10 protein-coding genes are annotated in these 15448 nt (G+C 33.9%); 6 read left to right on the top strand and 4 right to left on the bottom strand.

Annotation, left to right across the window (positions count from 1 at the left end):
- Positions 1-86: 86 nt before the first annotated feature.
- On the bottom strand, positions 87-536 hold the full coding sequence (locus tag G5V56_RS05530) for a nucleoside deaminase (RefSeq protein WP_166962687.1): 450 nt from the start codon (positions 534-536) through the stop codon (positions 87-89).
- Between the two features lie 131 nt (positions 537-667).
- Between G5V56_RS05530 and dxs the strand changes: the two genes are divergently transcribed.
- Positions 668-2428 (top strand): 1-deoxy-D-xylulose-5-phosphate synthase, encoded by a 1761-nt coding sequence (gene dxs / locus G5V56_RS05525; RefSeq protein ID WP_166962685.1) that lies wholly within the window; start codon positions 668-670, stop codon positions 2426-2428.
- Between the two features lie 161 nt (positions 2429-2589).
- Here the strand turns inward: dxs and G5V56_RS05520 are convergent, their stop codons facing one another.
- A complete protein-coding gene (locus G5V56_RS05520) occupies positions 2590-3930 on the bottom strand; it encodes a deoxyguanosinetriphosphate triphosphohydrolase (RefSeq protein ID WP_166962683.1) in 1341 nt (446 codons plus the stop codon).
- 159 nt (positions 3931-4089) lie between these two features.
- On the opposite strand from G5V56_RS05520, the gene G5V56_RS05515 reads away from it, so the two are divergent.
- The 3 genes from G5V56_RS05515 to G5V56_RS05505 all read left to right on the top strand — a co-directional run bounded on the left by G5V56_RS05515 (position 4090) and on the right by G5V56_RS05505 (position 8809).
- Positions 4090-4476 carry a carboxypeptidase-like regulatory domain-containing protein gene (locus G5V56_RS05515; RefSeq protein WP_166962681.1) on the top strand — a complete coding sequence of 129 codons (387 nt, stop codon included), beginning with the start codon at positions 4090-4092 and terminating at the stop codon, positions 4474-4476.
- 263 nt (positions 4477-4739) lie between these two features.
- Positions 4740-7589 carry a TonB-dependent receptor gene (locus tag G5V56_RS05510; RefSeq protein ID WP_166962679.1) on the top strand — a complete coding sequence of 950 codons (2850 nt, stop codon included), beginning with the start codon at positions 4740-4742 and terminating at the stop codon, positions 7587-7589.
- 38 nt (positions 7590-7627) lie between these two features.
- Positions 7628-8809 (top strand): multidrug transporter, encoded by a 1182-nt coding sequence (locus G5V56_RS05505; protein WP_166962677.1) that lies wholly within the window; start codon positions 7628-7630, stop codon positions 8807-8809.
- Positions 8810-8881: 72 nt separating this feature from the next.
- Here G5V56_RS05505 and G5V56_RS05500 read toward each other — a convergent pair whose 3' ends face one another.
- Positions 8882-9238, bottom strand: coding sequence for a toxin-antitoxin system YwqK family antitoxin (locus G5V56_RS05500; protein WP_166962675.1), 357 nt, complete (start codon positions 9236-9238; stop codon positions 8882-8884).
- A gap of 288 nt (positions 9239-9526) precedes the next feature.
- Here G5V56_RS05500 and G5V56_RS05495 point away from each other — a divergent pair, with 288 nt between their 5' ends.
- Together G5V56_RS05495 and G5V56_RS05490 are read left to right on the top strand one after the other, a co-directional pair.
- On the top strand, positions 9527-11815 hold the full coding sequence (locus G5V56_RS05495; RefSeq protein WP_166962673.1) for an inorganic phosphate transporter: 2289 nt from the start codon (positions 9527-9529) through the stop codon (positions 11813-11815).
- Between the two features lie 160 nt (positions 11816-11975).
- On the top strand, positions 11976-12821 hold the full coding sequence (locus G5V56_RS05490; RefSeq protein ID WP_166962671.1) for an OmpA/MotB family protein: 846 nt from the start codon (positions 11976-11978) through the stop codon (positions 12819-12821).
- A 94-nt stretch (positions 12822-12915) separates the two neighbouring features.
- Here the strand turns inward: G5V56_RS05490 and G5V56_RS05485 are convergent, their stop codons facing one another.
- Positions 12916-15396 (bottom strand): ribonucleoside-diphosphate reductase subunit alpha, encoded by a 2481-nt coding sequence (locus G5V56_RS05485; RefSeq protein WP_166962669.1) that lies wholly within the window; start codon positions 15394-15396, stop codon positions 12916-12918.
- Between the last annotated feature and the right edge of the window lie 52 nt (positions 15397-15448).

Here is a 15448-nt window from a genome sequence, read left to right as displayed (position 1 = left end):
CCCTAAAAGGGTCGGGCTGTCCGTTTCAAGTCCTCGCTCGTACCTCGCTGCGGGCTTTCCTCTACCATCCCTAACGCAAACCAGACCTAATTCAAATTCCGTCTTTCAATAAAAAAACATTTTAAAAGGTCTGAAGCTTCTTCTTCCATAACACCACCTTTTATCAATGTTTTAGGATGTAGTTTAGTTTTTAAATTAATACAACCGCGTTCTAAATCTCTAGTCCCATACACAATATTAGAAATCTGACTCCAATACAAGGCGCCTGCACACATCTGGCAAGGTTCTAATGTTACATACAAGGTACACTTTTGCAAGTATTTACCACCCAAAAAATTAGCGGCTGCTGTAATAGCCTGCATTTCAGCATGAGCTGTTACATCATTCAATGTTTCAGTCAGGTTATGACCTCTAGCTATTATTCTATTTTCAATAACAATAACAGCACCCACAGGAATTTCGCCCTTTTCGTAAGCAATATCAGCTTCCTGCAAAGCTTTTTTCATAAAATAGGTATCATCAAAAGGTTGTATCATAACAACAAAAATACAATTTCATCTGATACTATTTATTGTTTTTTTGAAGTCAGATGCAATGCCTTAGTTTCCTTTTTTAAATTCTATTAAATTTTTTGTTATGGCATTTCAAGTAGTACATTTGTAGTCATATGCAAAAATTGTTACACACAATAAATTCACCCAAAGAACTTCGTCTTCTAAAAACAAAGGACTTGCCTCAACTCGCTCAAGAATTACGTGAATTTATAATCAATATTGTGGCTACTAAAGAAGGGCATTTAGGTGCAAGTTTGGGTGTCGTTGAATTAACAATTGCATTACATTATGTATTTAACACCCCAGAAGACCAGTTAATTTGGGATGTTGGCCACCAAGCCTACGGACATAAAATTTTAACTGGAAGACGAGATAATTTCCACACCAACAGACAAGTTGGTGGATTAAGTGGTTTTCCAAAACGCAGTGAAAGTATCTATGATAGTTTTGGAGTTGGGCATGCCTCAACCTCTATTTCTGCTGCTTTGGGAATGGCTATTGCGTCTCAATTAAAAGGAGAGAATAAGCATCATATTGCGGTGATTGGAGATGCCTCAATTGCAGGAGGCATGGCTTTTGAAGGCTTAAATCATGCTGGGGTTACAGACGCTAACCTTCTTGTTGTTTTAAATGATAACGCAATTGGTATTGACCCCAGTGTTGGTGCTTTAAAACAATATTTAACCAATGTTAAAAAAGGTACTCAAAAACGAAATAATATTATTAAAGCCTTAAATTTTGATTATTCTGGACCTATTGACGGACATGATATCGAAGCCATTATTTCAGAATTAAAACGATTAAAAAACGTAAAAGGTCCTAAATTTTTACATGTTATAACTACCAAAGGAAAAGGCCTAAAACAAGCCGAAGAAGACCAAGTAAAGTACCACGCCCCTGGAAAGTTTAATGCCTCTACAGGTGATTTAATTTCGAAAACTCAGTCTGAATTTACTAAATACCAAGATGTTTTTGGTTTAACACTAGTTGAACTAGCCAAACTAAATAAAAATATTGTCGGCATAACTCCTGCAATGCCAACTGGCAGCTCGTTAAAATATATGATGAATGAAATTCCAGACAGAGCCTTTGATGTTGGTATTGCCGAACAACATGCCGTTACGCTGGCGGCTGGTATGGCAACTCAAGGTCTCGTTCCTTTTTGTAATATTTACTCAACCTTTTTACAACGAGCTTACGACCAGATAATCCATGATGTAGCGCTTCAAAAACTACCCGTTATTTTTTGTTTGGATCGTGCTGGTTTGGTTGGTGAAGATGGTGCTACCCACCACGGTGTATTCGATTTATCGTACTTAAGATGTATTCCTAACCTCATTATTTTTGCGCCAAGAAACGAAATAGAGCTACGAAACATAATGTATACGGCTCAACTGGGATTAGATCTTCCCATAGCTATTCGATATCCAAGAGGTAGCGGCATCACAATTGATTGGAAGCAACCCTTTGAAAAAATTGAAATCGGTAAAGGTGTAATGCTTAAAAACGGACATACCTTAGCCGTTTTAAGTATTGGAACGATTGCTAAAAATAGTACTGAAGCCATTACTAATTGCAGCAATCCTGAAGCTATGGCCCATTTTGATATGCGCTTTGTAAAACCTTTGGACGAAGCCTTACTGCACACTATTTTTAAAAAATTTAATACTATTATTACTATTGAAGACAATGTGCTAAATGGCGGATTTGGAAGTGCTATTCTTGAATTTGCTTCAAAAAATAAGTATACAAATTCTGTGAATACCTTAGGAATACCTAATACTTTTATTGAACAAGGTAGCATTGCTGAATTACAACAATCTGTTGGATTGGATGCTGAAAACCTACGAGTAGTATTTAATAAGGCTTTGTAAGGACCTTGGTTTAGGTTTTGCTTGACTTTGTGAGAAAAAGATTAAACCTAAAATTAACCAGTTCCTATTCCGCGTTAGGGATTGAGGCTTTTTTGGAGCTACTTGCAAAGAGCGACTGCCGAAAGCCCGTCCACACCTTAGTGTGGTAACGCCCAAAATTATTAAAAGTGCATGCCTTTTATTTTCTTATAATTTAAAATAGCATTGCTATCGGACAATAAAGACACATAATTACAAACAGACAGCAGACGTTTGTATAAACTATCGTCATTAAGTTTCATCGTTTTTGGTAATCTGTTTAAAATAAGTTTATCATAATTTGAAGCCTTACCATTAAAATTATTATTTATAGCTGATGTATAAACACTCAAAAGATGTTTTATAATTTCATAGCCTGCAATTTCTTTATCAATTACATCCTCTGATTTATACACATTTTCTACACTTATTTTAATGATGTCATTAATTTGTGCATCATACTTACTTTTATCTAACAAGGCTGTTTGAAATTCACCTGTTAAAATAGCTTCTTCGTTGTCTATAAAAATGGTAACTACTTCATTAATCAAGGTGTTTATTGCCAACGCACGTAGATAACTTACTCGGTCTTGCGTATTTTTAAGTTGATGGTATTTCTTTGTGTTGATGGTATCTCGTACTAAATTAATTAAGTATTCAAGCGCGAATTCTTCCTGAATAAGTCCAAGGTTAATACCGTCTTCAAAATCAATAATGGTATAGCAAATATCATCGGCAGCTTCCACTAAAAAAGCTAATGGATGACGCGAAAAACTAGCGTCTGTTTTGCTTCGTTTTAACAAGCCTAATTCATCAGCTATATTTGAAAATGCCTCTTTTTCACTTTGAAAAAACCCATATTTCTTATCTGCAATATGACTAGTTGGTTTTTTAGGTAAAGATTCCTTTGGATATTTCATAAAGGCACCAAGCGTTGCATAACTTAAGCGTAAACCGCCATCTCTTCCATCTCTACTTTCGGTTAAAATTTTAAATCCGTTAGCATTCCCTTCAAAATCACATAAATCCTGATATTCTTTATCCGTTAATTGCTTTTTAAAATTGCTTCCATCCCCTGTCTTAAAAAATTCGCCAATAGCTTTTTCTCCTGAATGTCCAAATGGCGGGTTCCCAATATCATGCGCCAAAGCTGCCGCAGCTACTATAGCACCAAAATCATTACCCTGATAGCCATGAACTGTTTGTAAATGCGGATGTTTTTCTAATAATTTTTGACCTACTTTACGCCCTATAGAACGTCCTACAACACTCACTTCTAAACTATGAGTTAAGCGCGTATGTACAAAATCTGTTTGCGACAGCGGGATAACCTGAGTTTTATCTTGAAGAATTCTAAACTCCGATGAAAAGATAACACGATCATAATCTACTTCAAAACCAAGACGAGTTTCGTCCTGTTCTTTTCTAATACGTTTATTAGTATCTCCAAATCGTTTTAAGGATAATAATTGTTCCCAGTTCATAGTATAAATTTAAGCACAGGCAAGATAACTAATTTAAGTAAAAACAAAACCTAAATTTGGTAACATTAAGGTAACATTTTAATCATGGTTGTTTAATGATTAGATAACATCTTAGTAAAAGCAATACCATTTATTTGTAACATAATTTCAAAGAAACAAATGAAGCAGTTATTAATTTTATCTATCTTTTTATTTACAAGCATGGGGTTTGCTCAAAACACTGGTTTGATAGTGGGTAAAGTTTTAGATAAGGAACTAAATAACGAGCCTTTAGTATTTGCTAACATTGCTATAAAAGGCACTTCTACAGAATTTAACTCAGACACTACAGGTTTATTTGTTATTGAAAATTTAGAGGAAGGGGACTATACATTGGTTTGTAGTTTTGTAGGGTATGAAACCAAAGAAATTAATGTTCACGTTAACGCTACACAACCAGTAGAGTTAAATATTCCTTTAGCCGCTAGTACAGTGTCTTTAAATGATTTTGCCGCCTTAGGTAATATTGCAACGAATGATGACCGAACAGCTGTTGCTTCCAAATAAATAATTTATCTTTTTTATAAATTTTCAATGTTAACAATTACCATTTGTTAAACAGAATTTTTACTTCCTATTTCTTATTATAGAAAATTATTATTTTGTAGAAAAACACATTCTTTCTACAATGTTAACTTATTGTTTACAGATTAAAATTTCGTAATAAAAACGTAACATTGAGATAACCCTATCATTACTGTTGTTTAATCTCTAGGTAACATCCTATTCACATTCTGTGCGTTTCTTTGCAGCAATAAATTAAAAAACTAATGAAGAAATTTATACCATTATTTATACTATTCATAACGTCACTTTCCTTTTCACAGAACACAGGTTCTATCGTTGGAAAACTTATTGATAAAGAATATAATAATGAGCCACTTGCGTTTGCAAACGTATTAATTAAAGGAACCACCAAAGGAACAACATCTGATATTGACGGGTTATATGGCTTTGAAAATTTAGAACCAGGAGCATACACATTGGTGTTCAGTTTTGTTGGTTACGAAACTCAAGAAGTTAATGCACAAGTAGTAGCAGGCAAAGTAACTGAAATTAATGTTACTATGGGGGCAAGTGCTGCCTCTTTAGATGAAGTTGTTATTACCACCACAACTAAAAGAGAAAGCGAAACCGCTTTATTATTAGAGCAAAAGAAAGCTGTTGAAATAAAACAAAGCATTGGTGCTGAAGAGTTATCAAGAAAAGGGGTTAGCGATGCTGCTGGCGCCATTGCAAAAATATCTGGTATTTCTAAACAAGAAGGTTCCAGTAATGTGTATGTAAGAGGTTTAGGAGACCGTTACCAAAACACCACCTTAAACGGGTTGTCGTTACCTTCAAACAACGTTAATAAAAAGAATATCGACTTAAACTTGTTTTCAACAGATGTCATCGAAAACGTCTCTGTTGCGAAGGCTTATTCGTCAAAATTTTATGGAGATTTTTCTGCTGGAAACGTCGATGTTAAATCAAAAGACTATACAGGAAATGGATTTTTAGAGTTATCTGCTGGTTCTAGTTTTAATACGAATGCTATAGACAAAAACTTTGTAAGAAGTGAAGGTACTGGCTTTTTTGGTTATTATGGCCGTTATGCCCACAACCCATTTGCCATCGTTTTATCTCATGGCATCGATCCAGTAAATGCTGGTACACCAATTAATATTAATTATGGAGGTTCTGCTGGAAAATCATTCAAGTTCAATGATGGTTCAAAATTAAGTTTATTCTTAACAGGTTCATTTGCTAATAGCTATGAATACAGAAGAGGTAGTGCCGTTGATTATACGTTAACAGAAAAAAAGGCTTTTGATGCTGCTGAAGAATATGAATATGGAACGAATTCAACTGTAATGGGGACAGCTCAATACAGAATTAATGATAAAAACAAATTAAAATATACCTCATTATTTATTAATAACTCATCAGACGTTGTTGGGTATTTTGGTACTGACGGAGCAGGCAGAAGTAGAGATGCGCAGTTAGATACCCAAAGGGGTTTCTACCAAATGAATGCTCAGTTCGATCAAACTCAAATGACTATTAATCAGCTAGAGGGTTCACATAGTTCTGGAAAATTGGATGTAGATTGGGGTATTGGCTATAACTTAGTGCATTCAAAACAACCAGACAGAAAGCGTATTACTTTAGAGAATTATCAATATGCTTTAGATAATGACCCAAATACAAATCCTACTTTTTATAACAACGTAGATTACGATAACCAACGTTATTTTCAAAATATCACCGATGAAGAAATCAATAGCCGATTAAATTTAGCTTACAACGTTTCAGATAACTTGAAAATTAATTTAGGTTATGATGGCAAAAACAAAACAAGAGACTTTAACAACATCCGATATGGTTATCAAATTGTTGATACAAAATATCCTGTAACTGATGTTAGTAATTTTGATGATGTGTTTACACTTGATAATTTACGTGTTAACCAAAACCAAACCAATGGTATTTATCAAATAAAAGTTTTTAAACCTATTCCTGGATTAACCAATGTTAACCGTCCTGGTTTACCAGAAAACACGTATAAAGGAGTTTTAAACGTCTATGCAGGATATGCAAATGCTGAAATTACAGCAGGCGACAAATGGTTATTTGTTCCTGGTATTCGCTTTGAAAACATCGAACAAAATATTTCTTATAACGTTATTAATTTAGGTAACAAAGGTATTGATACTGTTAACACTATGAGTAATATCTTTCTACCTAGCTTAAATATTAAGTATGCTATAAATGACGATCAAAACTTACGTTTTACAGCTAGTCAAACCGTGTCGCTTCCAGAATTTAAAGAAGCTGCCCCTTTTGTTTACGAAAACGTATCGTCTAGTATTGGTGGTAACCCAGACATTCTTGGTGCTACAGGATCTAATCTTATAAATATTAATAATACAGCATATTCTAAAATCTATAACATCGATTTAAAATATGAGTGGTTCTTTAGCAAAAGTGAATTACTATCCGTATCAGCATTCACAAAACAAATAAAAGACCCTATCAACTTAGTGGTGGGTGCAGATGCCACAGGAACACAACGTTATTTTAGAACTGGAGATAAGGCAACTATTTATGGAATTGAAGTTGAATTAAGAAAAAACTTAATTACTTCTGATGATGACGATGCTACATTATCAATAGGCTTAAACGGTACCTATATGAAAACCGAACAAAACTTATATGATCAAATAGTAGGTACACGATTCAATTTATCATTCAATAAAACTAAAGATAAATTACAAGGAGCTTCTCCATTCTTATTAAATGCAGATATTCAATACGCTCCTGTATTTAACAACTACAAACCATCAGCAACCTTAGTATTCTCATATTTCGCTGATAGAATTGATGCTCTAGGATCTGGAGATTTAGGAAACATTTTAGAAAAAGGAGTTCCTACATTAGATTTCGTTTGGAAAAATAGATTTTTTAAGAATAAATTGGAGGCAAACCTAAGTGCAAAAAACTTACTAAATCCTACTATTAAATATGTTAGAGAAGCTACTATAGGCGATGTTGTAGTTACTTCAGCTAACGGAAAAGGCATTTCAAACTACAAACGAGGTATGAATATAGGCCTACAATTAAAATATAAATTTTAACCACTAATATAAAACAGAAATTAATTAAACAGAAAAAGATGAAAAATAATTTAATTTTAGGATTAGCAATTATAACCTTGCTTTTCTCTTGTACAACAGACGATACAGCTGATATTGTTATAAACGATAATAGCGTTACCAATAACACTGGAGGTGGTGGTGAAACAACTAAACCTCTTGTTTACATATCTGGCACTATGTCAACTAACTTGACTTTAAGTTCTGACAACCAATATATTCTTAATGGCCCATTAATTATGGAAGCTGGTACAACTTTAACAATCCCTGCAGGCATGACCATAAAAGCAGAAGCAACTGGTGCTAGCGTTTATATTGCCATATCACAAGGAGCCAAAATAATCGCAGAAGGAACTGCAGATAAGCCTATTGTTTTAACTTCTAATGCCTCAAACCCTGTTGCTGGTAACTGGGGAGGCTTAATCCTTTTAGGAAAAGCTCCTGTTAATTCAGTAACTGGAACACAAACTTCAACTTCTGAAATTGGTAGTTTACCTTATGGAGGAACTGATCCTACTGATAATTCTGGCTCATTAAAATATGTCCGTCTTGAATATTCTGGAGGTGCTGCAAGCGGTTCAAGTGAAAACAACGGATTCTCTTTTTACGGCGTTGGTAGTGGTACAGTAGTTGACTACATAGAATCGTATGAAGGTAAAGATGATGGTGCTGAATTTTTTGGAGGTACCGTAAATGTTAGCCACTATGTAGCGGTTAACAACCATGATGATTCCATAGACTGGACTGAAGGATTTTCAGGATCAATAACTGATGCTTATGTAGTTCACGGCCCAGATCATGACAATGGTATTGAAGCTGATGGTTACAATACAGATTATTCACATGCTGCTGCTTTTTGGTCGAACCCAACTTTAACTAATATCACTATTATTGGTAACGGTTCTGCTGATGGCAGAGCAACACATTTTAGAGTAGGAACAAAAGCGTCATTAAACAACCTGTATATTCAAGGTTTTAGTTTAGCATTCCAAATTGATGGAGATGCTGCTGACAATCCAACAGGTGCTTGGATAGCAGATGGCTCACTACACGTAACTGATATAACTTTTAATGATGTTACAACAGTACTAAAAGATGTTTCTACTGGAGAAGCTTTCACAGAAAGCCAATTTATTGAAGGTGTTGGTAACGGAACTGCTACAGACTTTGCTACTTGGGGAGCAGGTTGGTCAAGAGAATAATTAAAAACATTCATACAATAAAAAAAGCATCCTAAGTTTAGGATGCTTTTTTTATATATATTTTTGTTTCTTTTAAAAATCTTCATTTGCTTTTAAGTCAGTTTCTTTTAAACTAGCTATAACGTTTTTACTATAATCAACTTCTTTAACAGTTCCATTATCAGTATAGTAAAACCATTTTCCTGATTTTTTTCCGTTATCATAATTAGCTACAATAGTTTTGTCGCCTTCTTTATTATAACTAACCCATTGGCCTTGTAATTTACCATCTAATGTATAAGTTCCTGTTTGACTAACCTCCCCATTGTCATGATAATAAACCACTTCAATTAAATTAGTGTCTTTATTAACTTTTAAAGTTCTTTCTTTTTTTTGAGCAAAGCTTATTGTAGCAAATAAAGCAATTGCGATTATCATTATATTTTTCATCTTATGTGGGGTTTTGTTTAATAATTATATAACAAATATACTTAATATTTTACATTTGTAAAACATTTACATAACGTTAGCTTAACATTGAAATTTTAAGTATCTGTTTATCAGTTATTTATATTTTAAAATAATTAAAAACTTAACATTGGAACAATAATAAGGTGAATAATATTGTGTTTAGAGACGCAAAATTTTATTAAAAAACTTTAAAGAACATAACATTTCCGTAACATTGAGTTCAATTTAAAACGTGAAATTTGTTATTAATTTTTTTTCATATTTAGTATGGACAATATTTATTTTTACATGATAATTGCTCTTGCTCTCTTAGCAGTAGCAGACTTAATCGTTGGCGTTAGTAATGACGCCGTAAATTTCTTAAATTCTGCCATTGGTTCCAAAGCAGTTTCTTACAAAACAATTATTATTGTAGCAAGTCTTGGCGTCGCCGTAGGTGCTTTAACGTCAAGCGGTATGATGGAAGTTGCGAGAAAGGGGATATTTAATCCAGGAGAATTCATGTTTAATGAAATCATGATCATTTTTATGGCGGTCATGATTACAGATATCTTGCTATTAGACTTCTTTAATACCATTGGTCTACCTACTTCAACTACAGTCTCTATTGTATTTGAGCTTCTTGGAGCTTCAGTATGTATGGCACTTATTAAAATTTCAAACAGTGACTCTCAGACTCTTTTTGATTTAGGGCACTATATAAACAATGACAAAGCCATCGAAATAATTTTCGGGATTCTGTTATCGGTCGTTGTTGCATTTACCGTTGGTGCTTTTGTTCAGTGGGTTTCTCGTGTTTTATTAAGTTTTAAATTTGAGCAAAAACCGTCTTGGCATGGTGCTGTTTTTAGCGGTATTGCCATAACCTCTATAACTTACTTTATCATTATAAAAGGTTTAAGTGGGGCTGATTTTATGCATGGAGATTTTATAAACTCACTTTTACAAAACACCTATTTATTATTAGGTATTAATTTAGTTATTTGGACGGTTTTATCATTTGTCTATATTCAAGTCTTTAAAACTAATATCTATAAAATCATTATCATGGTTGGAACTTTTGCTTTAGCATTAGCTTTTGCTGGGAATGATTTAGTTAATTTTATTGGAGTTCCTATTGCTGCTTATAACTCCTATCTTGATTGGGTAGGGAGCGGCCAGCTAGCAACTGCATACAGCATGAGCAGCTTAGCCCAAAAAGTCGAGACACAACCCATAATTTTGCTAATTGCAGGCTTAATTATGGTTATTACACTATTCTTTTCGAGTAAAGCAAAAGATGTTGTAAAAACATCTGTTGATTTGTCACGTCAAGAAGATATTAAAGAACGATTTCAACCCAATTTTTTATCTCGAGGTTTTGTAAGAATGTCTATGGGGTTATCTCTAATGGTTTCTTACATCATTCCAAAATCATGGCAAGCAACGTTAGATAAACAATTTGAAAAACCTGCGGTTACTTTACCACAAGACAAAAGTATTGAACTTCCTGCTTTTGATATGGTACGCGCTGCTGTGAACCTTATGGTTGCTGCCGTATTAATATCTTTAGCAACCTCTATGAAGTTGCCATTATCAACAACCTACGTAACCTTTATGGTTGCCATGGGATCTTCTTTAGCAGATAGAGCTTGGGGTGCTGAAAGTGCTGTTTACAGAGTTGCAGGAGTTTTAAATGTAATTGGAGGTTGGTTCTTTACCGCTATTATTGCCTTTACTGTAGCAGCTTTAGTTGCCTATATTATAAACATTAATGTGCCTGTAATGGTTTCCATTCTTCTTGTTATTGCTATTGCGTTAATTACAAGAAGTTATATAGCACATAGCAAAAAATTAAAAGAAGTTAAAGCTGAAGACCGATTAACTAAAGCCGAAAGTAGTTCTATTCAGGGAGTGATTCATGAAAGCGCCAGTAATGTTGCCAATGTTATTAAAAGAGGAAATAAAATTTATTCAAACGCTATCAATGGTTTAGCAAAGCAAGATTTAAACTTACTTAAGAAGAATAAAAAACAAGTTGCAAAATTGTCTGATGAGATCGATGATTTGCGTGATAACATCTTCTATTTTATTAAAAATTTAGATGAATCGAGTGTTGGCGCTAGTAATTTTTATATCCATCTTTTAGGATATTTACAGGATATGGCACAATCTTTAGAGTACATTTCTAAAGTAAGCCATAAACACATCCATAACAACCATAAAAAATTAAAATTCAACCAAATTAAAGAATTAAAAGAAGTTGATGAACGTTTTGAACGCTTATTTGAAAATACTCAAAAAGCCTTCGAATCTCGTTCCTTTGAAGAGATTGGTAATATCCTAACACGAAAATCTGAAATTTCAAAATTAGTTAAAGATAAAATTCAAAAACAAGTTGAACGTACCCGAAATGAAGAAGTGAGTCCTAAAAACACAACATTGTATTTTAGTCTTTTATTAGAAACAAAAGACCTACTAAATGCCATTATGAGCTTGCTGGAAGAATACCACGATGCTCATGACAGCTCTGTAAAACCTGCCAAGTTTGCAAGCCCGCCTGAAGAGGAAGAATAAATGATATATCTGCTTTAAAAAAACCACCTCAATTAAGGTGGTTTTTTTATGATGTACCAGCATTATCATACAATTTATTAGAACTCATGTTAAAAAATAATGCGTTTAACATCCATAATTACATTGCTTACGTAAATCAAATAAACCATTAAATATTATTATGAGAAAAATTTCAATTTTATTAGTAGCAACATTAGTATTCTCTTGTGTTTCAAAGAAAAAATATGTTGCTCTGCAACAAGAAAATGGAGAAATTAAAAGTGAACTTACCAAGACCAGAGTTGAGAAAGAAGATTTAGAAAATAAATTTGCGGTCATTCAAGCGCGAGTTGATGAGTACAATTCAAAAATAATGTCTTTAAAAGAAGATGTAGGAACACTTACTGAAGAAAACAATTCAAAGCTAGATGTTGACAATGGAGCCGTCATATCAAATGATGCAAAAGCAAGCATGCGTGAAACTTTAAAACATGTAGATGCTAATAAACTAAGTCAGGCAAAAACATTAAAAGACTCTATGAATTTAGCTGTCGCTTACAATCTAGAGAAAACAATGACTTCAAGTGATATTAATGAAGATGAAGACATTTCAGTTAATATTAACGAAACCGTTGTTATGATTTCTATTTCAGACAAAATGTTATTTAATAGTGGAAGCTATAGAGTGAGCTCTAAAGCCAATGCTATTTTACAGAAACTAGCAGATGTTATAAACTCAGAACCTAGCTTAGAAGTTATGGTTGAAGGTCATACAGATTCTAGAAGTATAAACACAGAAAAAATAGCTGATAACTGGGATTTAAGTGTATTAAGAGCGACTTCTGTTGTTAGAAAACTCCAAAATCAATATAACGTAGCTCCTGAAAAAATGATTGCTGCCGGTAGAAGTAGTTATCAACCTCTTACTGATAATAAAACAGCTGCAAATAGAGCAAGAAATAGAAGAACTCGTATTGTTATTCTTCCAAACATTGATAAATTTTTTGCTTTAATGACCTCAAAATAATTTATATTACAAATAATATTATATTAAAAAGCACCTCAATGAGGTGCTTTTTTTATAACACTTAACAATAAAAATTATTCATAGAAAAATCTTTCTACGACCCACACATTAAACAGTCATCTCCACCAGAAGATTCTTTAGCTTGCGCTATCAAAGCTTTCATTTCTTCAGGAGACATCGGTTGAACTTCGGTGTTTTGTTGGGCAAATTTAGCAGCAGCCTTAACTGCTGATTTCTTTTGTTGGGCTAAATGCTCTTCATTAACTTCAATAACCTCTTCTACTTGTGCTACTGGTTCTTCTTTTTTAGCTTTATCTAATGTAAACTTAATCGCATCTACAGCACTCTTCGTGCGTAAATAATACATACCAGTTTTTAAGCCACTTTTCCATGCGTAGAAGTGCATAGACGTTAACTTAGCCATTGTAGCACCTTCTAAAAACAAGTTAAGAGATTGTGATTGATCAATAAAGTACCCTCTTTGACGGGACATATCAATAATGTCTTTCATACTCAACTCCCATACTGTTTTATATAAATCTTTAATATCTTGAGGAATTGCATCTATGCCTTGAATAGAACCATTAGCCCTCATAACTTCTTGTTTTAAACTATCATTCCATAAACCAAGTTCAACTAAATCTTCTAATAAATGTTTGTTTACTACAATAAACTCACCCGATAACACACGTCGTGTATAAATATTAGACGTATAAGGCTCAAAACACTCATTATTTCCAAGAATTTGAGAGGTTGAAGCTGTTGGCATTGGCGCTACTAATAATGAGTTACGCACACCATGTTTCATAACTTGTTTACGCAATTTAGCCCAGTCCCAAAGACCACACATATCTTCGTCATTTAAACCCCATAAATTGTATTGAAACTTACCTTTACTTATTGGAGATCCTTCAAAAGTTTTATAAGGCCCGTCAATTTTCGCTTCTTCCATACTAGCGGTAACGGCCGCAAAATAAATCGTTTCAAAAATATCCTGATTTAACTTTTTAGCTTCATCGCAAGTAAATGGTAAACGCAACTGAATAAACGTATCGGCAAGACCTTGAACGCCTAAACCAATAGGTCTGTGACGAATATTAGAATTTTCTGCTTCCTTAACAGGATAATAATTTCTATCTATAACTTTATTAAGGTTTTTTGTGACACGTTTTGTAACCCTGAATAATTCCTTATGATCGAAAGCTCCATTTTTAACGAACATTGGCAACGCAATTGACGCCAAATTACAAACAGCTATTTCATCTGGAGACGTGTACTCTAAAATCTCTGTACATAAATTTGATGAACGAATTGTTCCTAAATTTTGTTGATTGGATTTACGGTTTGCCGCATCTTTATACAACATGTATGGCGTTCCGGTTTCAATTTGAGATTCCATTATTTTCTCCCAAAGATCACGCGCCTTAATGGTTTTTCTTCCCTTGCCTGCAGCTTCATATTTTAAATATAACGCTTCAAACTCTTCGCTATGCACATCGCACAATCCTGGACACTCATTTGGACACATTAAAGTCCATGGACCATCCTCTTGCACTCGTTTCATAAATAAATCTGAAATCCACATTGCATAAAACAAATCGCGCGCACGCATTTCTTCTTTACCGTGGTTTTTCTTCAGCTCTAAGAATTCAAAAATATCGGCATGCCAAGGTTCTAAATAAATAGCGAAACTTCCTTTGCGTTTTCCGCCTCCTTGATCGACATAACGCGCCGTATCATTAAACACTTGCAACATTGGCACAATACCATTACTGGTTCCGTTAGTACCCGCAATATAACTTCCGGTAGCACGCACATTATGGATAGATAATCCGATACCACCGGCAGATTGTGATATTTTAGCAGTTTGTTTTAAGGTATCGTAAATACCATCAATACTATCGTCTTTCATTGTTAACAAGAAACATGAAGACATTTGTGGCTTTGGTGTGCCCGCATTAAACAAGGTTGGCGTAGCGTGTGTAAAATATTTTTTAGACATGAGCTCATAGGTTTCTATGGCAGACTCAATGTCATTTAAATGAATTCCAACAGCAACACGCATGAGCATGTGCTGAGGACGCTCAGCAATTTGACCGTTTAATTTTAATAAATATGAACGTTCTAGTGTTTTAAAACCAAAATAGTCATATCCAAAATCACGATTATATATAATAGTAGAATCTAGGGTATCTTTATGTTCCATGATTACTTTGTAAACATCATCAGCCAAAAGCGGTGCATCTTTGCCTGTTCTAGGGTTTACATAAGTGTATAAATCATGCATGACGTCGCTAAACGTTTTCTTGGTGTTTTTGTGTAAGTTAGAGACCGAAATTCGCGCCGCTAAACGTGCGTAATCTGGATGAGCAGTCGTCATAGTAGCAGCAATTTCTGCCGCAAGATTATCAAGTTCGCTGGTAGTCACACCATCATATAAGCCTTCAATAACGCGCATTGTTACTTTTAACGGATCAACTAATTCGTTTAATCCATAACATAATTTACGCACTCTTGCAGTAATCTTATCGAACATAATTTGTTCTTTCCTGCCATCTCTTTTTATTACATACATTGTTTACACGGTTTTTAATTTTTTTCTGACACACCTTCAGAAAAATGGTTAG

Source organism: Yeosuana marina, from assembly GCF_011762485.1.
GTDB lineage: Bacteria > Bacteroidota > Bacteroidia > Flavobacteriales > Flavobacteriaceae > Yeosuana > Yeosuana marina.
Note: the sequence above shows the minus strand (reverse complement) of the source record. Positions and strands in the feature narration are given on the sequence as shown.

Bases quoted from the DNA above. Each gene is read 5' to 3' on its own strand.
- G5V56_RS05530 (WP_166962687.1), bottom strand. From the start codon at position 536: ATGATACAACCTTTTGATGATACCTATTTTATGAAAAAAGCTTTGCAG.
- dxs (WP_166962685.1), top strand. From the start codon at position 668: ATGCAAAAATTGTTACACACAATAAATTCACCCAAAGAACTTCGTCTT.
- G5V56_RS05520 (WP_166962683.1), bottom strand. From the start codon at position 3,930: ATGAACTGGGAACAATTATTATCCTTAAAACGATTTGGAGATACTAAT.
- G5V56_RS05515 (WP_166962681.1), top strand. From the start codon at position 4,090: ATGAAGCAGTTATTAATTTTATCTATCTTTTTATTTACAAGCATGGGG.
- G5V56_RS05510 (WP_166962679.1), top strand. From the start codon at position 4,740: ATGAAGAAATTTATACCATTATTTATACTATTCATAACGTCACTTTCC.
- G5V56_RS05505 (WP_166962677.1), top strand. From the start codon at position 7,628: ATGAAAAATAATTTAATTTTAGGATTAGCAATTATAACCTTGCTTTTC.
- G5V56_RS05500 (WP_166962675.1), bottom strand. From the start codon at position 9,238: ATGAAAAATATAATGATAATCGCAATTGCTTTATTTGCTACAATAAGC.
- G5V56_RS05495 (WP_166962673.1), top strand. From the start codon at position 9,527: ATGGACAATATTTATTTTTACATGATAATTGCTCTTGCTCTCTTAGCA.
- G5V56_RS05490 (WP_166962671.1), top strand. From the start codon at position 11,976: ATGAGAAAAATTTCAATTTTATTAGTAGCAACATTAGTATTCTCTTGT.
- G5V56_RS05485 (WP_166962669.1), bottom strand. From the start codon at position 15,396: ATGTATGTAATAAAAAGAGATGGCAGGAAAGAACAAATTATGTTCGAT.